A 20,267-nucleotide genomic window follows, 5' to 3' on the forward strand; every position below is an offset into this window, starting at 1 on the left:
GCGGCCATTTCCATTTCCCCCGAAGAGGACAAGCCCCAGGCCGACGGCAAGGAGCCGTCGCTGCACCGCCGCATCCTCGACGATGTGGAGGGGAAAATCCTCTCGGGCGAATGGCCGCCCGGCCACCGCATCCCCTTCGAGCACGAATTGACCGAGCAATACCAATGCTCGCGCATGACGGTGAACAAGGCGATCACCGAGCTCGTCAAGCGCGGCCTCATCGAGCGCCGCCGCAAGTCCGGCAGCTACGTCACCCATCCGCACGCGCAATCCGCCGTGCTGGAGATCCACGATATCCGCCTGGAGGTCGAATCGCTCGGCCTGCCGTACCGTTACGAGCGCCGCAGCCGCACGGACAGGGCAGCGAAAGCCGCCGACCGCCGCCTGCTCGACCTGCCGGAGCCGACGCGCCTCACCGACATCACGGCCCTGCATTTCGCCGGCGTCCAGCCCTTCTGCCTGGAAGAGCGCATCATCAACCTCGCCGCCGTGCCCGAGACGGCCGGGGAAACCTTCGATACCGTCGCCCCCGGCCCCTGGCTCATCAGCCGCGTGCCCTGGAGCGCCGCCGAGCACCGCATCCGCGCCGTCGGCGCCGATCCCCGCGCCGCCGCGCTCCTCGCCATCCCCCCCGGTACGCCCTGCCTCGTGGTCGAGCGCCGCACCTGGAGCGGCGGCCTCTACATCACCCACGTCCGCCTGACCTATCCCGGCGAAAAGCACGAACTCGTCGCCGAATTCGCCCCGACCCACCCGCGGTAGGCATTCTTTTTGGACTGTAGAAAAAAAGACGGAGGCAGGTTGCGTCCGTCACAACGAGAGGACGCGCATCGACCAGCGCAGCCTTGCGGCAGATTGGTGTAACCGGATGGAAACAAGGGGAAAATGGTGGGCGATGAGAGAGCGTCCACCATCCGCTTAAAGCCTTGAATTACTTGAACCCGGCTAGCGGCGAGGGAGACACGATGTCTCCCTTTTGTGCCTCCTCATGACACAGGCTGACGAAGCACACAATAGGAACAGCTAAGACACCCGGCTTTGCAAAGTGTAGAAAGCCTACGTGGTTGCGAGCTTCTGGACAGAGGCTAGAGCAGCCCCCGCTCAATGAGATTGCTTTCTCCTGCTAACGATGCAAGTAAGCTGATATGTGCTGCCGATAACTGATATTTTTCATCTACAGGGGCATCAGCACTAACAAGATGAGCCATTCCCGCCTTCAGGATATCCCTTGAGACCCCATTCTCGATGACAGCTCTTACGCCTCCATAGGTAAACGTACGAGACAGCCTCACCCCGTCTACGAGTTGGAGGCCTTCGGCTGATGCGCTGGCGATCAAAGCATAAGCACATCTAACGGTTGGTGATCGCGGGCTAGGATGTGGAGACGAAGGCAGTATCCGTTTTATCTGGCTGAGAGGCTTTATGGGTATGCTGGCAACAGGGCCGATGCTCAGCAGGAACTTGTTTAAGACTGCTCGTTCAGGGTTATCTAGTGGTTCTCCCGAAAGAGTAGCAGCATGACGTTCGAGGCTGAAGGGTGCTGCACCAGACAGATTTCCTAAACCGCCAGCTAGGTTCGTCAAACATCCACCTTCGTGCAGACGCTTGTACTGATGAATAAGCTCAGCTTCTCTCTCTAAGCATTGCTGCTGTTCGTACTGGTCGTATAACTTCTCAATACGATAGATGACGTCACCGCCGTCGCGCAAGATTTTCCTGATGACGTTACACTTGAACGGATTGCTTTCTCCTATGGGGTGATTCCTCCTCGCCTCAGCTTCATGGTCCAAGGCGCGGAAATTAGTTCCCTTTCCAATGTAGAACGGGCGACCATCTTGACGGCATAGGAGGTATACATAGAAACGACCGTTGGTCGACTTGAGAAAAGACTGCGCTTCCGTCCGAAGCCCTTCAAATACAAAACTCATATCCCGCCCTTCGAGCCCACCCTACAAGTCTTCTACATTGGGGCTGATAACTGGCCCACTCGATAGTCATGCCAACATGTTCGCTGTCCACAGCATCTTAGACTACGGACATGGTACGACAAGAAACTCACGGCGCCGCCTGTCCAGTGGGCGACTGGATTGCAGGCTGGCTGTGGATGGGCGCGCTGGAGAAAACCAGAAATTTTTACGAGGGGGTATTTAAATCTCTTCGTGCAGCCACTTCCCCCCATGGGCGCTGTACGTCTGTACTTGCTGCTTCGCCGCCGATTACAGGTTGGCCTAAGCTGTTCGTACTGCCTTCTGACAGGTCGAGTGGGCGAAATTCTTCTGGAATGCCGTCAAGCCCGCAGGCAGCATAAGCGCCGTGTGACCCTGCCAGTAAGCCAGCGGCTAATATGCAGGTCCGCAATGCTGACTGTATGAAAGGAATTGGGCGAGCGGATACGGATGCTTGCGAGTATGTCGCCGCCGTCATAGCTGATGCGTTCGGTTTCAATGATACGCCCCACACAGAAGGGCGGTAGGCGCGGTACGTCCCCGCGAATTGCCCTTCGATCTCTGGTGATCGGGGAGGTAGTAAACCGCACAACACGGCCCCACGGCCTTTAGTCCGAGAACCTGTTGCATACGCCGCAGGCTCCCCGACCATAGGTCGAAGAGTGGTGTCTTTCAGGACACCGATCCTAGTTGTGACGGGCTACTACCCCCGTGGGGCCGCACGTACGGCTCCGAGGCTTGTTTCTCGCGTTCGTGCTTTGCTGTCAATCCTGAATGGCAATGTCAGGTTTCAGCGCTGGCAAGCTGTAATCCAGCTTTTTTATCGCTTCGTTCAACTGTTGAAGCGTGTATCCCTGCTTGAAATAATTCTGGTGAGTAACGCCTTGCCGCGTATGGCCCACCAGTGCTTGCACAATGGCTAGATCGACCCCGATCTGCATAAGCTGGGTGACAACAGTATGCCGCAGGCTGTGAAAAACGAGCCCGCTGTTTTTTAGGCCGAGTTCTGGCAGAAGCCGCGTATTAAAGTAATGTCCGAGACGTCGGCCCCATCCGTTTTTGGGATCGTAGGTAAAGGTGGGAAAAAGCTTCTGCTCTCCAAGGCGGCGCTTGACGGCGACATAATCCAGCAAGCCTAATTGGATCAAGCGCGGGTGCATCGGGATAAGGCGACGGGATGCTTCCGTTTTCACGCTCTTGCGGTCGCCCTCATCGTTGATGTCGAAGCAGCAGATACCGTCAACCTCACGAATGTCCTTGAGGTGGAGCTGTGCGATTTCGCTAAGCCGTGCGCCGGTGTAAATGCCGATAAGCGGTCCCCATTTCTGGTATTCCTTATTGGCAAGACCGTTCTTGTTGGACAGAACGGCAGCAAGGATAAGCTGTATCTGGTCAGGGGAGAAGGCTTCACGGCTGTCCTGATTGCGGGCCTTGTTCTGGCGGATGGCAAGTCCGACGAAAATGTTCTGGTCCACATGCCCGTTCTGCTTAGCCCAATTGAACAGGTCTCCGTAACTCTGAAGGTATTTGTTCACCGAGGTCGTATGTAGCTTTGCTACATCAGGCAGGCCGAGGATTTCAGACAAGGGACGGCCACTGGTCTCTTTCATCTTCTCGCGGTTCTTTGGGTAAGACCGAAGCGTATCCTTGACCTTCTTCGCGTCCATAGCGCCAAGGATTTTAACGTCTGTATCCGCTCCCAATATCTCTTTCAGGAGCTCAAGGTGGCTGAGTTTTTCGCTTTCGGTTTTATACGCCCAGTTTTTCCCATCCCGCTTTTCGTCAACGTAGGCTTTGATGGTATCGGCAAGGGGCATGCCTTTCTCTGTGGGGGCTATCTGCGTCGGTGGGGCAATATGCTGTGCCGGTGAATTAAGATCGAAATCCGCCACCTCAGCATCGTAGGCAAGCACGTCTTCAAGGAAACGCCGATAGCCCCGTTTTACATCCCGTTCCAGCTTGTCGTACAGGTCCGCACCCTTGGCGATGTCGAGGCCGAACCTGTCGATGAAGCGTGCCAGCAATTCGTCGTCGGATTTAACGAACGATAGCGGCCTACCTGTTTCGATTGCCTGTTCGGCAATCTTGAGGCTGGTCTGGTAAAGATCGCGGTCGCTGGCGCTCAAGCCGCCCGCTGCATCTATCTCTTTTCTGGTTTGGTCCCTCAATTCCCGAAAATGGTTTTGAAGGGTGGTGCGTAAATGCTGGTAGTCCATGCGGCAGGCAATTCCGACATTATTATATTGTTCGCCTATGTGGATCAAAGGGCGCGATAAACGCAACGCCTTTCGGGGATCGCGGGTCTGTAGCGATACCTTGATGTCGGATGCCAGTTTTTGTGGATGGAGTTGCCGGGGCAGGGGCCAGCGCAGATAAAAGATACCGTTACGCGACCGCAGCAAATAAGCCGGAATGAGCAAGCCAATGTCTCCCTCGAATGGCTCACTGGCCAAATTCAAGGTGCAAGGCTTTGATTTTAAGGGGAATGGTGGGCGATGAGAGCCCAATTGTTTCCCACATTTCCAATGCGCACAGCGAGAATGAGACACAACAAAAAATCGAGGAAAAACAATCCTCGCTAAATCAGGGTGTCTCACGTTTTTCTAGCGCAGTCGAATGGCTTTGTGTCCACCTCGACGACTGCCCGCGCCCCGTCGTTCCCTATGTCAAACAAGCGTACGGCCTTAGCAATCTGGAGGCCTGCGAAGCTCTCCGGCTTGCGAACCTGAAGCGCGGAACGGGGGCCGAATGACGTGCCTGCTGAGGTAAACCGCGACATCCATCTCGGCTTCATGGCATTTGGTGCGCTTGCTGATTTGACCAGCAATGAGCGCCGGGTCGCGTTCGCAATCCTCGATCACTACAACAAGCGCGACGGCCGCTGCGATCCTAGCGGCGAGCGTTTGGCGAAGCTGCTGGAAATGGACCGCACCAGCGTTGTGAAGGCGGTATCCCGGCTTTGCAACGTCTTCGGCCTTTTCGAGAAGGTTAGCCACGGCGGCCACAATCATTGCGCCTCGTACCGTCCTCAGTGGCGTCGCTACCGCGAAATCATGGGCGAATGGAACGCTAAAGCGCGAGGCCGCGATCCACGTTCAAACATGGCGAAATCACCACAGGCAACGTGGCGAAATCACCACACTGAACGTGGTGAAATCACCACACAAACCGATCTTATTAACCGAATAGATAAGTATGGAAATAGTGGAAGGGCCGCACCAAGCGCGGAACCGCCCACGGATGACCTGCGGCAGGATCAGCGCAGTCAGGCGCGTGTCGAAACGGTGAATGGGCTCTTGAGAGGGAGCCTGAAGCGGGTGAACGGCGGACGCTCACCGAGCCATGCATCCGTTGCAAGGCAACAGGCCGAGAAGAGGCTCGACGCCGATCTTATCAGCCTTGGGTTGCATGCCCACGCTGACGCCATGAACCGAATGGACGAGGGCACGCAAGCCGACGCGGTCGATGCTGAGATGCATCGACGCGGCGCAGGCCTCGCCTTGCTGCAAGAGCGCCTCGGCCTCGGAGGTGGGCGCGGACCGCCCGACAGGGGGGGCGGGTCGAAAGTCTAGAAACCCTCTCGCTCCCAGACCCGCGCCCCCCTCATTCAGAGGTTTTTTCCTTGCGGAGCGAGTTTTTTCATGGGTGATCGCCCTATTCCAGCCACTGGAAGCACGGCCTACATAAAGAAAATCAATAGCTTAGCATCTATGAAGGCCCGAGAAATGCCGAATAAATCCCGACTTGCGAGCCATTCTTTTATCGCCGACCTCTTCGGCGCGCAGCCTTCGTGCGAGCTGCCGGCCGTCGTCCGGCATGCGGTTTGCGCAGAGTGCGGCAAGTCGTTCGGAACGGAGCTTGGCATGGGGCGTCCGGCGAAGTTCTGCACGGTCGCGTGTCGCAGCAAGCACCGTCGCGGTCAGCAGCGCGCCTGGCGTGGTGCCGCTGCCACCGATGGACACGAGACGCCACGTTCCTGCGCCTTCTGCGGCGGCGCCCTCCCGCCGCGCTCACCCGGTCCCGGCCGGGATCGCCAGTTTTGTCGCCGCGCGTGCTTCCGCGCCTTCCAGCGAGGCGAGCGGCCTCCCGACCAGACCATGATTTTCCCTCTCCCCCTCGACCAACGAAAGGAACCGACATGACCGATGCTGATCTTGAAACCCATGACCGCCAGGTCACGGCCGTCGCACAGGCCGTCGCGAAGTTGCTGCCAAAACTCAATGCTCAGGGCTTCACGCCGGAAGCGATTTTCGAGGGGGCGGTGAAGGGCGGAGCGACGGCGCTCCTCGCCGGCACCTCCGCCAGCGCGGAAGAGGTGGCCGGCCTTCTTGAGGAGATGGCGGTGGGATTCCGCAATCTCGAAAAGCCGAACCTGCATGTGGTTCAGTAGCCATGCGTGTTGACGCGGTTTCTGAACACGCGCATATTGCGCCTGCACTTCCCGTTCGGCAGCATGATGCGCTCTGCCCCAGCCGTTCCCGGATTTGCAGGCCCGGATGCGTTCCGCGCAGCGAAAATCACCCCAAAATTAGACCGCCTCGGCGGGCGAATGGCGTTTGCATCCGCAAGATGATGCTTTCCGTTTCGCTGTCGCCCAGGCTAGACCAAAGGAACGCATCATGCGGAAATCCCTAATCATGGGCGCAAGCCCGATGGCGCTTGGCGCTGGCGTGCAGATGGTAAACGCCATGGCATCGGCCGGCGGACACCCCGCCGCCGGAGCAAGTGCGCTGCTTGCCGAGCTCACCGGAAAGGTCGACGACTTCATCGCGAACAATGGTGCTCGCGTCGACAAGATGGAAGCCGCGCTCGACGCGGCGAACGCCACCATCGCGGCGCTCAAGATCGGCGGCGTCGGTGACGGTGAGCCGTCCGGCGGGGCCTTCGACGGCTCCCCTGCCGCCAACGCTATGCTCGGCTTCATGCGCAACGGATCGACGACGGCCTTTGCCGCTCTGAACCCGCGTGGCGGCATGTCGTCGGACAGCGATCCCGATGGTGGATGGACTGTGCCGACGCAGGTCGACCAGGTCATTCAGAACCAGATGATCGAGCTTTCGCCGATCCGCCGTGTGGCGAGCGTCGTGAGCATCAGCACCGCGGACTACAAGCGTTTCATCAACCGCCGGGGCGCGACCTCCGGATGGGTCGGGGAGCGTCAGGAGCGCGGTGAAACGGAAACCCCGCTGCTCGGCATGATCTCGCCGCCCATGGGGGAGATCTTCGCACAGCCGGAGATCACCCAGCGCCTGCTCGATGACAGCTCGTTCAATTTGGCCGCATTCCTCTCCGAAAACGTGAGCGACGAATTTGCGCTCCAGGAGGGAACGGCCTTCGCCCGCGGCGACGGTATCGAAAAGCCCCGCGGCTATCTCACCTACGATACCGCCGTCACGGCGGACGACACGCGGCCCTTCGGCACCATCCAGTACGTGCCGACCGGGGTTGCCGGTGCGCTGGCGGACAGCACGCACAACGGCGTCGACGTCCTGATCGACCTGGTGCATGCCCTGCGGCCGTCCTACCGCGCCGGCGAGGGTGTCGGCTGGATGATGAACTCCACCACGGCGTCCGTCATCCGCAAGCTGAAGACGAAGACGGAAGAGCAGTATCTCTGGCAGCCGTCGACGATCGCAGGCCAACCTGACCGCCTGCTCGGCTATCCGATCTACGAGGATGAGCAGATGGACGATATCGGCGCCGGCAAGTTCCCCATTGCCTTCGGCAACTGGAAGAAGGGCTACGTCATCGTCGATCGCCACGAGCTGCGCCTGCTGCGCGATCCCTACACCAAGAAGGGCTGGGTGAAATTCTACTTCACCAAGCGCGTCGGTGGATCGGCGACGGATACGAACGCCATCAAGCTCCTGAAGGTCTCCGCCTCCTGATCGCGGTGATTTTCGGAATAGCTGCTCGGCCGGCCTCTCGATGATCTGAGGCCGGCCAGTTTCCAACATAGAGGAATTTCAAAATGGATGAAGCGATGTTAAGCAGACCCGCAATGACCGCCGTGACGCTGCTCTTTGGCGATGGCGAATACACCTTCAACCTCACATGGGGTTGCGTGGTCGAATGGGAGAAGACGACTGGCCGCAGCCTTTTCGCCACCTTCAAAGCGATGCTTTCAGGTGGCGATATCCCTCTTGAATGCATTCGTGAAACGATCCGCCTCGGCCTGATCGGCGGCGGCATGGCTCCCGTCGATGCGCTGAAGAAGGTCAAATTCTACGTCGAGGGCCGCCCTTTCGCGGAGAGCTACGGCACTGCACTCGCAATCGCTGGTGCGGCCCTCTTCGGGGCCGACAAGATCGAAGCCGCCGTCGCGGAGGGTTGACGATGGCGAAGACCCTTCAGGGATGGGAAAGGCTCCAGCGCCGCCTTAAAGCGATACCGGAAGCGGTTCGCAAGGCGGCAGTGCTGGAACTGGAGCGGCAAGCTGCTGATATGGTGGAGACGATGCAGAGCCTGGCGCCGGTAGCTGATGGCGATTTGCGGGATAGCATCGTCGCCACGCCTGCCGGGAGGTCAACGCCGCCCTATTCTCAGCCTGGAGGGGCAACCGTCGTGCCGGAACTTTCCGTTCTGATCACGGCCGGCAACTCGGAGGTTCGCTATCCGCATCTTGTCGAGTTCGGCACGAAAAGCCACGAGATCAAGGCGAAGATGGCCCCGGCGTTGCGACTCCACGGCGGTCGGTTCGCCGAAAGCGTGCAGCACCCCGGTGCTGCCGCGCATCCGTTTTTCTTCCCCGGCTATCGCATGAGCAAGCAAAAGACGGCTCGCGCGGTGAAGCGCGCGATGGCCAAGGCAATCAAGGAGAGCAAACGTGTCAACTGATTATGAGCGGCTGGCCGTCCTTCTCGAGGCGCGTGTTAGCGATTTTGAGAAGAAGATCGCGTCCGCGACCCGCACGGCGGATCGCCAATTCAAGAAGATCGAGCGCTCGGCCGCCTCGATGCGGGATCGCGTTTCGGCGTCGGCCGGGGGCATGGCGACACGTCTCGCCGGCGCCTTCGCTGCGGCAGCTTCGGCCCGCGCGGCGGTGCAGCTCATCGACGCGGCGACGAAGATCGAAAACTCGCTGAAGGTGACGGGCCTTGCTGGCGAGGATCTAGCGAAGGTCTATGACCAGCTGTTCACGGCGGCGCAGAAGAATGCTGCGCCCATCGAGAGCCTGACCACGCTCTATTCGAAGCTGGCGCTAACCCAGAAGGAGTTGGGCGTCACAAATCAGGAGCTGATCGGTTTCACCGACAAGGTGGCGCTGGCGCTGCGCGTCGGCGGGACGGATGCGCAGGCGGCATCCGGCGCGTTGCTCCAGTTGTCGCAGGCCCTCGGCGGCGGCGTTGTCCGCGCCGAGGAATTCAACTCCATCCTGGAAGGGGCGCCGACCATCATGCAGGCGACGGCGGCCGGTCTGAAGGAAGCAAGCGGGTCCGTCGCCCAGCTGCGCAAACTCGTCGTTGACGGCAAGGTCTCCTCCGAAGCCTTCTTCCGCGCCTTCGAAGCAGGATCGGTCATTCTGGATAAGCAGGTTGCCGGGGCAGAGATGACCGTCTCGCAGCAGTTCGTGCGCTTACAAAATGTCCTTATCGACACGGCCGGCAAGATCGACGAGGCGACCGGCGCAAGCGGGCGGATGGGCAAGAGCATCGAGACTCTTGCCGGCGTCATCCGAGGTTTCGGGGATATCGTCGTGGAGACGTCGGACAGCGACCTCGGTCGGCTCCTCGGCTGGTTTGACGATGCGATCGGCAAGGCGGACGAATTCCGCAAGGTCATGGGCGGCATCTCCGGAATCCTCTCGAAGCTGAGCCAGATCAATCAGGACATGCTCACCGGGCGCGAAATCGGCTCGGGGTTGAGTGAGAAGAACATTCAGGGCCGGATCGACGCCGCGTTCGAAGGGACTGGCCGCTCGCCGAAGACCGGGCGCCTGCCCGGTGAGGAGGTTGTGAAGAATGTCAGCCTCGCCGATTATGACTTGCCGGCCAATACGAAGACGAAAAAGGGCAAGCGGGAGCGAGCCGACGAATACGCCCGGGAGATTGTACAAATTCGTGAGCGAACGGCGGCGCTGACGGCGGCGTATGCTGCTCAGGCTAGCCTGAACCCCCTCATCGAGGACTACGGCTATACCATCGAGAAGGCGCGCGCACGTCAGGAACTGATGACGGCGGCGCAAAAAGCCGGCAAGGAGATCACGCCACAGCTGGCGGCCGATATCGACGCCGCGGCCGAAGCCTATGCCCGGGCCGGCGCGCAAGCTGAACGTTTGGCAGAGAAACAGGACGAACTGCGCCAGCGCGCCGAGGATGCACTCAACGCCACCAGGGACGTCGTTGGCGGCATGATCGACGGCTTCATTGAAGGAGAGAAGGCGGCGGATATCTTCGCAAGCTCGCTGAAGAAGATCGGTAAGACACTCGCAGACGACGTCCTTTCCAGCATTTTCAGCATCAAGAATGCAACGGCGGGCGGAGGCTGGATGGATGGTATCTTCAGCCTCTTCGGCGGCAGTGGCGGCTTCAAGGCGAACACGACCCTCGGCAATTACCTGATGGGAATTCCCGGCTTTGCCAGCGGCACGAATAATGCGCCTGGCGGCCTCGCGCTGGTCGGCGAGCGCGGGCCGGAGCTGGTGAACCTGCCGCGTGGTGCGCAGGTCATTCCGAACCATCAGATTCGTGCGCCCGTCATGCCAGACCTTTCGGCCGTGAGAAGCGAAACGCCTTCCGCGTCGATTGTCTACGCGCCCGTCTATAACGTTGCGCAAGGTGCCGACCCGAAGGCTATTGCCGAGCTTCAGCAGGCGCAGGCACAGGACAGGAGGGATTTCAAGAACAACGTTGTTGCTGCGATCGTGGATGCGCATAGACGGAACGTGCGTGGTATCTAGAGTGTGGCTTCGGGCCCGCAAATTTGCTGACCCGAAAATGTTCTTATCTAGGACATTTATCCCTTCCCGCGTGGAAGGTTTTCAAATGCCGCCTAACCCTTCGGCTTTAATTCGGCACGCTGTTTGAAACTGAAGGCAGGGGCATGATGGATCACGGGAATTACATTTTCAGTTGCCCACAACTCATGGTCGCGGCCCCAATAAAAGAAGTGAGCAGTTCTGCCTTTTCCCAATTCCTTCGTATTTTGCGTGCCTTTGCGGCTATAAACAACGACAAGGTCGCCTGACTTGATCTTATTGAAAGGGAACCAATATGCATCCAGAACTTCTACGCCAACCTCTTCCCCAATAAGTTCATTCCTCGTCAACATATACTCACCAACATCGGTGTCACCTTTAGCCTTCAGTATAACTCTTTCCTTCGAGAAGTTTCCCGCGTCAGAAATCAAACTTAGTTCAAGGCTCATTTCTTCACCCAGTGCGTGTACAGGGCGGTGCCGGTAATTACGGCTCCGGCCAGAAGGACATAAATGCCAGTTAAACCCTGATCCCAGACATTCGGCGCAAAACCAAAGAGTACCGACCCACCGATAACGCTCCCATTGTAAAGAAGTTCGTTTCTGTTTTTCGTCACGAGTTGCCCTTCGAGCGTGGCAATATTTTTGTCGGCCGCATGGAAGCGCTCGCGAAATCTTTTGGCTTCTTCAAGTTCGCCTTCCAACCGTTCAAGATCGTCGAGGAGAAGTTTTTGAGCTCCCGGGCTGCTGAGCTCCTTCTCACTTAGCTCACGACGAACATTCCTGAAGGATCTTCGCCCCTTCGTTTGCGGTGCTGAATTTGTATCTTCGCTGACAACATCAGTAATCTCCTCAACCTCAACGTCGTTCTCAGCCATAAAAAGCCCCCACTTTTGCGCCAATGGTCGTACGCGGAGGCGGCCATTCACGCAATCTCAAAGTGCGACATCGTTGCCGGCTATGAAGCTGCTCGTTTGCGCTTCCGCAGTGCCCGTGCGCTTTGCAACGCCGCGGCAAGTGCCGCGCTTTGTCCTTCTGCCTCTGACGCACCAATAGCCAGAGGCCTCGCCCAGGGTCATGGACTCATCATCGGCGATATCGCTGCTGGCGAAAATACCCCGTCAATCCCGCGACCGCGCTGAAAGCGTTCGGTGTCCTCGGTGGCGTTGTATCCGTTAAATGGATCGAAGATTTAGCTTCCGATAAGTAATAGCTTATCGGAAGTTAGGGTTGAGGCTTCTTTCCCTTTCGGACGACGTCTTCAATTTTCCCTGGATCGATGCCATCGACGCTTATAGGAGCGTCCTCATCGCTCTGGATTTCTTTGCCTTGTTTAAGCTCGGGAAAGCGTTCCCAGAAGTCTGTCAGAAAATCTTCCATTAAGTCAGCTGCGGCTTTGAGGTCGGGATTTTTCGCCAAGCCCTTCTCAATTGCCTCTTCAAAAGTGTCGAAAGATCGTAGATTTTTTGCGCGATCTTCCATGTCGCGCGCGAGCGCGATGACGCCTGTCAGCGCCATGGTGGTAAAAAGGTTTGTTTGATGGGATGCGGGTGCTGCGGCGTTCTTATCTTCCTGGGGGGCTAGTTCGCCTAGCTCCTCATTCTGGAACTTTCTGGTCTTTGACGCCCACATCATGCCGGTTTCAGCCACTTCGCGGATGATTTTGGCGCCGTCCTCGGCTTGAAGGCCGATCTGGCAAAGCCGCCGGATCGCTTCCGCGCGTGTGCGGATGCGGTTTTTGAACCCCCAATCGTCAATGGCAGCGGCTTCAGAAGGTGAGAGCATCAATTGGAATTTGATGGTCTTGAGTTCGTCCGACATTAGCAGGTGCCTCCAGTTCTGGCTTTCATAGATCGCATCCGTTTCTGCCGCAATAAATGGAAGTTCCATCTATTGCTTGACATGAGCACTAACTGGCGTCATATCCATCCATCATAGATGGAAGTGATGGAGGTAGTTGTGGCCGAGACTGATGAGATCAAGACCGAGCGTTTTCAGATGTTGATGGATAAATCGACACTTAACGCGGTCGATGATTGGGGGTTTGCAAATCGAGTGCGCACACGCGCGGAGGCAATTCGTAAGCTGATCCGTATGGGATTAATGGCTAGCAATGAAACCAAAGAGGGCTCCGTCTCGGCGTAGGAACCGACGGAGCCCTCTTTCTGCATGTGAAAGGATATCCAAATGCAGAAAAACTTTACCCCAGAACCGGGAATCAACGCAAGTGCCGCGGGCGAATGCTTCTCCATCGTCCGTGTCTTGGATCGCCTCGAGGAGGTGGAGAGCGTGCTTGCCGCTCTCTACATGATGGCCGCCGACCTTGATAACGATACGCAAATCGGCGCCATTCGTCACATCATCACAACCGGCGAGGATGCGCTGGCATTTGCGAAGGGGCCGCTTGAGAACAATGCTGGCCGACTGCGCTTTGTCGCTGAAAAGATGCGGGCTGGCGTAGTAGCGTCAGAGCCGGCGTCATCCGCTAAGCCCGTCAAGAAGGTGACATCTGATCCGTTGATCGCTGCGATCCGGGCCTACCGGAAAGGCGAGGCCGCCTTCAACGGGATCAAGGAAGACGACTGGGCCGCACTTGGAGGAGAAACCGAGGTCATCCGTAAGACCTACGGCGAACCGTTAGGTGTTCTTGAGCAATGGCGTGCGCCTGCCACGACGCGGGAAGCGGCAATCGAAGCTCTCCGCTTTGCCCATGAGGAGAATAAAGACTGCGACGCGAGCGCTTCCGCGGCGGCGATGACGGCGGCGGCGTTGGCCTTCTTCGAAAGCGAGGAGGTATAGAAATGGCGGCATCTTCCCTCCGTGAGGCCTCGCTTCCGCGCTTTGCCCTTCGTCGTGGCGAAGCGGCGGCAGCGTTGGCGATCTCTCCCGGCACCTTTGATAGCTGGATCGAAAACGGACGTCTGCCGAAGGGCAAGCGAATCGACGGCGTTGTCGTATGGGATGTGGAGCGGCTGCGTGACGCCTGGCTGAGGCTCTACGAGGCTGACAACCACCTCGACGGTGACGATGGGAATCCGTTTGACGAATTGGTTGTCTGATGAAGGCCGTTCTTCGCTATCTTGTCTACGATCCCGACCCGCGCGGGAACGAACGCTACTACGTTCGTATGAAGGGACGGCCCAAAATTCGCATCCGGGAGACGTTCCGCAATGCCGAGGGCGAAATCACCGACGAATTCATGGCGGCCTACAAGGCCGCCATCGCATCTTTGAAGCAAGAGGGGCCTCAAGTTAGCAGGCGCACGCCGGCTCCGGAGGGCACGTTCGAATGGCTGTTTGACCAATTCTATCGATCACCCACCTTCGCGGGCTTCGACAAGGCCACCCAGAAGGACAAGGCCAGCGTGCTGGATCGTTTCTGCGAAACTGCCGGCCGGCTGCCCTATCGCAAGTTTCGCCACGAAGACATGGTGAAGAGCCAGCAGAAAAGGGCGGCCACCCCGGGCGCCGCCGATAAACTAGTGAAGGTGCTTCGCGCTCTCTTTAATTGGGCGATGGATCAGACGCCGCCCCTGGCGACGTACAACCCGGCCGCGCGCGTGAAGCCGATTCATAAGTCGCAGGGCGGTTTTCACACCTGGTTGCCGGAAGAGATCGACAAATTTCGAGCGTTTTGGCCAATCGGGAGCATGCCGCGTCTAGCGCTGGAGATCATGGTCGCGATCGGCGCACGCCGTTCCGACGCCGCATTGATCGGACCGGCGAACGAGGTTCGCCATGATGGCAAGCGGTGGCTGCGCTTCACGCCCTACAAGGGCCGGAACAACTACCCGGTGACGATCGAGACCCGCATGACGCCGGAGTTGATCGAGGCCCTCGCCAACATTGAGGGCGGCAGCAAGACCTTTATCACCTGGGGGCAGGGGCGTTCTTATACGATCGAGAGTTTCGGTAATGCCTTCGGGCGCTGGTGCGAGGAGGCGGGTCTTCCGCATTGCTCCTGCCACGGGCTCCGGAAGGCCGCTTCCGTCGCTTATGCGGAGAGCGGCGCAACGGCTCCGGAATTGATGGCCGTCTTTGGCTGGACCAATCTCAAAACGGCGCAGGGCTACATCGAGAAGGCGCAAAAGCGCATCATGGCACGCAATGCGGCGGACCGTCTTGAGAGGCATAGGGAAAGAGAAAGTGTCTCACTTTCCGGCAGCGAAACCCCGGATGAGACAAACGAGGGAAAAAGCGATGAATAATCATAAGGGAAAAGGAAAGATGGTGGGCGATGAGAGACTCGAACTCCCGACATCCTCGGTGTAAACGAGGCGCTCTACCAACTGAGCTAATCGCCCGCCGCGTTGGTGGCTGTGATCTATGCGGAACCGGATCGAACCGCAAGAGGCAATCGCCAAGTTTTTTGCATTTTTTTGAGCCGGCCCGCAGGAAGCCGGAAGGGTGTGGAAACATTTTCCGGCACGTCATTCTTTTGTCTTGAAACCTGCTTGACACCCAAACACGAACCCCGTAGTTAGCCGCTCATCGAACGGCTTGGCCGCTCGACGCGGATGCTTCGTCATCCGGTCTTTCGAGGAATGCGGGTGTAGCTCAGTCGGTTAGAGTGCCGGCCTGTCACGCCGGAGGTCGCGGGTTCGAGCCCCGTCACTCGCGCCACTCGAAGGTTCGGACAAGCATGCGGGGCCCTTGCGGCCAACAAGATGCGCGGGTGTAGCTCAGTCGGTTAGAGTGCCGGCCTGTCACGCCGGAGGTCGCGGGTTCGAGCCCCGTCACTCGCGCCATTCTTCTTTCTCTCCAGGATATTGCATCCGTTTCCTGAAGCCGTTTTTGCGCGGCGCGCCTGCGCCGAATCGCCGCTGTGAATCCCCGCCTTTGCGCCGGCGCATGCCGGGCGCACGTCGCGGACTTTGCCTTCCGTCAAGATTGGGGATGCCCGGCCCGGGCGTGATTGCGGGCGGCCGCCACATCGCTGGCGGCGCGGCCGGCCGGACGCGGGGCCGTTGCGGCGACGGGGAGGGGTCCCTATATGAAAGTGAAGGCCCTCATAAGCCGGGCTTCATGAAATCGTAACGATTTAAATGGCTTTGGCGGCGGCGTTTCCGGCCGACCGGGAAAAGAGCACAATGATTGCGGCGAAAGCCGGACAAAGCCTTGCGCGGGGACGCTCACTGCGCTAACGACGTGCCGTTGCAACATACTTTATCGGCTTGCAGGCCTTCATGGCCACAGGCGTCTCTCCGGCGCCGCGGGCAGGCAGGATGGACGCCAATGACTGAACTTCTCGGTTCCTATATCCCGATCGCCATTTTCATCGGTATCGCGCTTGTGATCGGCATCGCGCTGCTCGTCGCGCCGTTCGCCGTCGCATACAAGGCGCCCGATTCGGAAAAGCTCTCCGCTTACGAATGCGGCTTCAACGCCTTCGACGATGCGCGCATGAAATTCGACATCCGGTTCTACCTCGTGTCGATCCTCTTCATCATCTTCGACCTGGAGGTCGCCTTCCTCTTTCCGTGGGCCGTCTCCTTCGCGAAGATGGGCTGGTTCGGCTTCTGGTCCATGATGGTCTTCCTCGGCGTCCTGACCATCGGCTTCATCTACGAATGGAAGAAGGGAGCACTCGAATGGGAGTAGCTCATACGAACGCCACGCTCGTCGCGCCGCAGGCCAAGGGGATCATCGATCCCAACACCGGCAAGCCGGTCGGCAGCAACGACGCCTTCTTCGGCGAGATCAACAACGAGCTCGCCGACAAGGGTTTCCTCGTCACCTCGACCGATGAGCTCATCACCTGGGCGCGCACCGGCTCGCTGATGTGGATGACCTTCGGCCTGGCCTGCTGCGCCGTCGAGATGATGCAGCTTTCCATGCCGCGCTACGACGTCGAGCGCTTCGGCTTCGCGCCGCGCGCCTCGCCGCGCCAGTCCGACGTCATGATCGTCGCCGGCACGCTCACCAACAAGATGGCGCCCGCGCTCCGCAAGGTCTACGACCAGATGCCCGAGCCGCGCTACGTCATCTCGATGGGCTCGTGCGCCAACGGCGGCGGCTACTATCACTATTCCTATTCGGTGGTGCGCGGCTGCGACCGCGTGGTGCCGGTCGACATCTACGTACCGGGCTGTCCTCCCACGGCAGAAGCGCTCCTCTACGGCGTGCTCCTGCTGCAGAAGAAGATCCGCCGGACGGGTACGATCGAGCGTTAAGGGCAGGGGACTTTAGAATATGAGCGAAGCCCTCCAGGAGCTTTCCTCCCATATCGGCGAAGCGGCCGGCGGTCTTGTCGCCTCCGCCGACATCGCCTATGGCGAACTCACCCTGAAGACGGATGGCGCCCGCGTCATCGAGCTTCTGACCTTCCTGCGCGACGACGTGCAGTGCGGCTTCGTCAACCTCGTCGACATCTGCGGCGTGGACTGGCCGGCCCGCGCCGAGCGCTTCGACGTGGTCTACCACCTCCTGTCGCCGCGTCAGAACCAGCGCATCCGCGTCAAGGTGGCGACGGGCGAGGACCAGCCGGTGCCGTCCGCCTGCTCCGTCTATCCGGGCGCGGACTGGTTCGAGCGCGAGGCCTACGACATGTACGGCATCCTCTTCACCGGCCATCCGGACCTTCGCCGCATCCTCACGGACTACGGTTTCGAGGGGCATCCGCTGCGAAAGGACTTCCCGACCACCGGTTTCGTGGAGGTGCGCTACAACGACGAGGTCAAGCGCGTCGTGTACGAGCCTGTCGAGCTGAAGCAGGAATTCCGCAACTTCGACTTCCTCTCCCCCTGGGAAGGCACCGACTACGTGCTGCCGGGCGACGAGAAGGCGAAGACGAACTGATTTTGGGTCGCGTGGCCCGACAGGGCACCGGCTTCTGGAGCAAGCGGCATGAACGAGCACAACGTTCGCAACTTTAATATCAACTTCGGCCCGCAGCACCCTGCGGCGCACGGGGTTCTGCGTCTCGTCCTCGAGCTCGACGGCGAAATCGTCGAGCGCGTCGATCCGCATATCGGGCTCCTGCATCGCGGCACCGAGAAGCTGATCGAGACGAAGACTTATCTTCAGGCCGTGCCCTATTTCGACCGCCTCGACTACGTGGCGCCGATGAACCAGGAGCATGCCTTCGCGCTCGCCGTCGAGAAGCTGACGGGCACCGAGGTGCCGATCCGCGGCCAGCTCATCCGCGTGCTCTATTCGGAGATCGGCCGTATCCTGTCGCACCTCCTCAACGTGACGACCCAGGCCATGGACGTCGGCGCGCTGACGCCGCCGCTCTGGGGCTTCGAGGAGCGCGAGAAGCTGATGGTGTTCTACGAGCGGGCCTGCGGCGCGCGCATGCATGCGGCCTATGTCCGGCCGGGCGGCGTGCACCAGGACCTGCCGCACGAGCTGGTGGAAGACATCGGCAAGTGGATCGACCCGTTCCTGAAGACGGTCGACGAGATCGAGGTCCTGCTGACCGACAACCGTATCTTCAAGCAGCGCAACGTCGATATCGGCGTGGTGAAGCTGGAAGACGCGTGGGCCTGGGGCTTCTCCGGCGTCATGGTGCGCGGTTCGGGCGCCGCCTGGGACCTGCGCCGCTCGCAGCCCTACGAGTGCTATTCCGAGCTGGATTTCGACATCCCGATCGGCAAGAACGGCGACTGCTACGACCGCTACCTGATCCGCATGATCGAGATGCGCGAATCCGCCAAGATCATGCGCCAGTGCGTCAACCGCCTGCTGGGCGACGCCAAGGTCGGCCCGGTCTCCTCCATCGACGGCAAGATGGTGCCGCCGAAGCGCGGCCAGATGAAGCGTTCGATGGAAGCGCTCATCCACCATTTCAAGCTCTATACGGAAGGCTACCACGTTCCGGCCGGCGAAGTGTATGCCGCCGTGGAAGCGCCGAAGGGCGAGTTCGGCGTCTACGTCGTCGCCGACGGCACCAACAAGCCCTACCGCTGCAAGATCCGCGCCCCGGGCTATGCGCACCTGCAGGCCATGGATTTCATCTGTCGCGGCCATCAGCTTGCCGACGTCTCGGCGATCCTCGGTTCGCTCGATATCGTGTTCGGCGAGGTTGACCGCTGATGAAGAAGCCCGCCCTTGCCGCCGCCGCCGTTTTCCTTGCCGCTCCCGCCTTTGCGCAGGACAGCGGTGAGAAGAGTGCGTCCGTGACCATGGGGCAGCTCGCCAGCCAGGGCTATGAAATCAAGGCGGCGGCGCCGAACGGCGGCCGCTACGTCGTATTCATGCAGAATGACAAGTCGGCCTATGCCTGCGAGTTCGTCAACACGAACCAAACGCAGTGCCGGCAGATTAACTGAGACAAGGCGTTACAGAATGTCCGTTCGTCGACTAGCCGAAGACAGTGTCCAGCCCGCCAGCTTCGCCTTCACCAAGGAGAACGCGGCCTGGGCGAAGGCAACGATCAACAAGTATCCGAAGGGCCGCCAGCAATCGGCGGTCATCCCGCTTCTCATGCGGGCGCAGGAACAGGACGGCTGGGTCACCAAGGCCGCCATCGAGGTCGTCGCCGACATGCTCGGCATGGCCTATATCCGCGTTCTGGAAGTGGCGACCTTCTACACGCAGTTCCAGCTCCTGCCGGTCGGCACGCGCGCCCATGTCCAGGTCTGCGGCACGACGCCCTGCATGCTGCGCGGCGCGGAAGACCTGATCAACGTGTGCAAGAAGCGCATCCACCCCGAGCCCTTCCACCGCAACGAGAGCGGCACGCTCTCCTGGGAAGAGGTCGAGTGTCAGGGCGCCTGCGTCAACGCACCGATGGTCATGATCTTCAAGGACAGCTACGAGGACCTGACGGCCACGCAGCTCGAGCACATCATCGACCGCTTCGACGCCGGCAAGGGCTCGACCGTCGAGCCGGGCCCGCAGATCGACCGCGTCTATTCCGCGCCGGTCGGCGGCCTCACCAGCCTCAACGCGCCGGAAGCGGCCGCGAAGAAGGCGCCGTCCCGCGCCAAGAAGGCGGACGAGGACAGCGTCAGCGTTCCCCCGTCGAACGCCGCCCGCGCCCGGACCGATGCGGACGAGACGAACCCCAAGCTGAAGACCGCGGCGAACGCCAAGGCGGAAGCCGCGGCCAATGCCGAGGTGAAGGGCGAGACCCGCGCCGAGGGCGAGAGCGCCCCCGCCGGCAAGCCCTCGCTGGCCGACAAGAATCGTCCGGCCGCGATTGCACGCCCCGAGACCCCGGACGACCTCAAGCTCATCTCCGGCGTCGGCCCGAAGATCGAGAACATTCTCCACGAGCTCGGCATCTTCACCTTCGCGCAGGTCGCCTCCTGGAAGAAGGCCGAGCGCGAATGGGTCGACAGCTACCTGAACTTCAAGGGCCGCATCGAGCGCGACGACTGGGTCAAGCAGGCCAAGGCGCTCGCCAAGGGCGGCGAAGCGGAATACATCCGCGTCTTCGGCAAGAAGCCGCGGTAAAGAG

At 59.8% G+C, this 20,267-nt stretch carries 22 protein-coding genes and 3 tRNA genes; 19 read left to right on the forward strand and 6 right to left on the reverse strand.

The annotated features are described in order from the left end of the window. Positions 1 to 12: 12 nt before the first annotated feature. A complete protein-coding gene (gene hutC, locus HNQ66_RS17060; RefSeq protein WP_184145473.1) occupies positions 13 to 762 on the forward strand; it encodes a histidine utilization transcriptional repressor HutC in 750 nt (249 codons plus the stop codon). A 323-nt stretch (positions 763 to 1,085) separates the two neighbouring features. On the opposite strand, the gene HNQ66_RS17065 is transcribed toward hutC, so the two are convergent. Both HNQ66_RS17065 and HNQ66_RS17070 read right to left on the reverse strand, forming a co-directional pair. Further along, on the reverse strand, positions 1,086 to 1,928 hold the full coding sequence (locus HNQ66_RS17065) for a GIY-YIG nuclease family protein (protein WP_184145382.1): 843 nt from the start codon (positions 1,926 to 1,928) through the stop codon (positions 1,086 to 1,088). A gap of 782 nt (positions 1,929 to 2,710) precedes the next feature. After that, positions 2,711 to 4,366 (reverse strand): site-specific integrase, encoded by a 1,656-nt coding sequence (locus HNQ66_RS17070; protein ID WP_184145383.1) that lies wholly within the window; start codon positions 4,364 to 4,366, stop codon positions 2,711 to 2,713. A gap of 333 nt (positions 4,367 to 4,699) precedes the next feature. Between HNQ66_RS17070 and HNQ66_RS17075 the strand changes: the two genes are divergently transcribed. The 6 genes from HNQ66_RS17075 (at position 4,700) to HNQ66_RS17100 (ending at position 10,845) form a co-directional block, all read left to right on the forward strand. Further along, positions 4,700 to 5,518 (forward strand): helix-turn-helix domain-containing protein, encoded by an 819-nt coding sequence (locus tag HNQ66_RS17075; RefSeq protein ID WP_184145384.1) that lies wholly within the window; start codon positions 4,700 to 4,702, stop codon positions 5,516 to 5,518. 566 nt (positions 5,519 to 6,084) lie between these two features. Continuing rightward, positions 6,085 to 6,336, forward strand: coding sequence for a hypothetical protein (locus HNQ66_RS17080; RefSeq protein ID WP_184145385.1), 252 nt, complete (start codon positions 6,085 to 6,087; stop codon positions 6,334 to 6,336). Positions 6,337 to 6,565: 229 nt separating this feature from the next. Then, positions 6,566 to 7,834, forward strand: coding sequence for a phage major capsid protein (locus HNQ66_RS17085; protein ID WP_184145386.1), 1,269 nt, complete (start codon positions 6,566 to 6,568; stop codon positions 7,832 to 7,834). An 83-nt stretch (positions 7,835 to 7,917) separates the two neighbouring features. Next, positions 7,918 to 8,280: a gene transfer agent family protein gene (locus tag HNQ66_RS17090; RefSeq protein WP_184145387.1), complete on the forward strand. Its 363-nt coding sequence runs from the start codon at positions 7,918 to 7,920 to the stop codon at positions 8,278 to 8,280. A gap of 2 nt (positions 8,281 to 8,282) precedes the next feature. Further along, a complete protein-coding gene (locus tag HNQ66_RS17095; RefSeq protein WP_184145388.1) occupies positions 8,283 to 8,783 on the forward strand; it encodes an HK97 gp10 family phage protein in 501 nt (166 codons plus the stop codon). Next, complete coding sequence (locus HNQ66_RS17100; RefSeq protein WP_184145389.1) at positions 8,773 to 10,845, forward strand: tape measure protein; 2,073 nt, start codon at positions 8,773 to 8,775, stop codon at positions 10,843 to 10,845. Before HNQ66_RS17095 ends, HNQ66_RS17100 begins: the two co-directional genes overlap by 11 nt. A 92-nt stretch (positions 10,846 to 10,937) precedes the next feature. Here HNQ66_RS17100 and HNQ66_RS17105 read toward each other — a convergent pair whose 3' ends face one another. The 3 genes from HNQ66_RS17105 to HNQ66_RS17115 all read right to left on the reverse strand — a co-directional run bounded on the left by HNQ66_RS17105 (position 10,938) and on the right by HNQ66_RS17115 (position 12,683). Next, a complete protein-coding gene (locus HNQ66_RS17105; RefSeq protein ID WP_184145390.1) occupies positions 10,938 to 11,312 on the reverse strand; it encodes a hypothetical protein in 375 nt (124 codons plus the stop codon). Beyond that, the gene (locus HNQ66_RS17110; protein WP_184145391.1) at positions 11,309 to 11,740 is read right to left on the reverse strand and encodes a hypothetical protein; all 432 of its coding nucleotides are present in this window, start codon (positions 11,738 to 11,740) and stop codon (positions 11,309 to 11,311) included. Before HNQ66_RS17110 ends, HNQ66_RS17105 begins: the two co-directional genes overlap by 4 nt. Positions 11,741 to 12,086: 346 nt before the next feature. Further along, the gene (locus HNQ66_RS17115; RefSeq protein ID WP_184145392.1) at positions 12,087 to 12,683 is read right to left on the reverse strand and encodes a hypothetical protein; all 597 of its coding nucleotides are present in this window, start codon (positions 12,681 to 12,683) and stop codon (positions 12,087 to 12,089) included. A gap of 138 nt (positions 12,684 to 12,821) precedes the next feature. Here HNQ66_RS17115 and HNQ66_RS17120 point away from each other — a divergent pair, with 138 nt between their 5' ends. Genes HNQ66_RS17120 through HNQ66_RS17135 form a run of 4 tightly spaced genes read left to right on the forward strand, consistent with a single transcriptional unit; the run spans position 12,822 to position 15,069 of the window. Next, complete coding sequence (locus tag HNQ66_RS17120; protein WP_184145477.1) at positions 12,822 to 13,007, forward strand: hypothetical protein; 186 nt, start codon at positions 12,822 to 12,824, stop codon at positions 13,005 to 13,007. 42 nt (positions 13,008 to 13,049) lie between these two features. Then, complete coding sequence (locus HNQ66_RS17125; RefSeq protein WP_184145393.1) at positions 13,050 to 13,661, forward strand: hypothetical protein; 612 nt, start codon at positions 13,050 to 13,052, stop codon at positions 13,659 to 13,661. A 2-nt stretch (positions 13,662 to 13,663) separates the two neighbouring features. Next, positions 13,664 to 13,921, forward strand: a complete 258-nt coding sequence (locus HNQ66_RS17130) for a helix-turn-helix transcriptional regulator (protein WP_184145394.1) — start codon at positions 13,664 to 13,666, stop codon at positions 13,919 to 13,921. Then, the gene (locus HNQ66_RS17135; protein WP_246434335.1) at positions 13,921 to 15,069 is read left to right on the forward strand and encodes a tyrosine-type recombinase/integrase; all 1,149 of its coding nucleotides are present in this window, start codon (positions 13,921 to 13,923) and stop codon (positions 15,067 to 15,069) included. Before HNQ66_RS17130 ends, HNQ66_RS17135 begins: the two co-directional genes overlap by 1 nt. Before the next feature lie 20 nt (positions 15,070 to 15,089). Here the strand turns inward: HNQ66_RS17135 and HNQ66_RS17140 are convergent. Next, a tRNA-Val gene (locus tag HNQ66_RS17140) sits at positions 15,090 to 15,165 on the reverse strand. A gap of 242 nt (positions 15,166 to 15,407) precedes the next feature. Here HNQ66_RS17140 and HNQ66_RS17145 point away from each other — a divergent pair. From HNQ66_RS17145 to HNQ66_RS17180, 8 genes are all read left to right on the forward strand, one after another. After that, positions 15,408 to 15,484: transfer RNA gene (locus HNQ66_RS17145), tRNA-Asp, on the forward strand. A 48-nt stretch (positions 15,485 to 15,532) separates the two neighbouring features. Then, a tRNA-Asp gene (locus tag HNQ66_RS17150) sits at positions 15,533 to 15,609 on the forward strand. A gap of 487 nt (positions 15,610 to 16,096) precedes the next feature. Further along, positions 16,097 to 16,462: an NADH-quinone oxidoreductase subunit A gene (locus HNQ66_RS17155; RefSeq protein ID WP_184145395.1), complete on the forward strand. Its 366-nt coding sequence runs from the start codon at positions 16,097 to 16,099 to the stop codon at positions 16,460 to 16,462. Continuing rightward, positions 16,453 to 17,034: a NuoB/complex I 20 kDa subunit family protein gene (locus HNQ66_RS17160; RefSeq protein ID WP_064329772.1), complete on the forward strand. Its 582-nt coding sequence runs from the start codon at positions 16,453 to 16,455 to the stop codon at positions 17,032 to 17,034. The genes HNQ66_RS17155 and HNQ66_RS17160 overlap by 10 nt, the downstream gene beginning before the upstream one ends. Before the next feature lie 19 nt (positions 17,035 to 17,053). Next, a complete protein-coding gene (locus HNQ66_RS17165) occupies positions 17,054 to 17,659 on the forward strand; it encodes an NADH-quinone oxidoreductase subunit C (protein WP_184145396.1) in 606 nt (201 codons plus the stop codon). 48 nt (positions 17,660 to 17,707) lie between these two features. After that, entirely contained in the window at positions 17,708 to 18,898 is a 1,191-nt protein-coding gene (locus HNQ66_RS17170; RefSeq protein ID WP_184145397.1) for an NADH-quinone oxidoreductase subunit D, read from the forward strand. Continuing rightward, a complete protein-coding gene (locus HNQ66_RS17175; RefSeq protein ID WP_184145398.1) occupies positions 18,898 to 19,134 on the forward strand; it encodes a hypothetical protein in 237 nt (78 codons plus the stop codon). Before HNQ66_RS17170 ends, HNQ66_RS17175 begins: the two co-directional genes overlap by 1 nt. Positions 19,135 to 19,150: 16 nt before the next feature. Further along, a complete protein-coding gene (locus HNQ66_RS17180) occupies positions 19,151 to 20,263 on the forward strand; it encodes an NADH-quinone oxidoreductase subunit E (RefSeq protein WP_184145399.1) in 1,113 nt (370 codons plus the stop codon). Positions 20,264 to 20,267: the final 4 nt, after the last annotated feature.

It is taken from the genome of Shinella fusca (assembly GCF_014203155.1).
Lineage (GTDB): Bacteria > Pseudomonadota > Alphaproteobacteria > Rhizobiales > Rhizobiaceae > Shinella > Shinella fusca.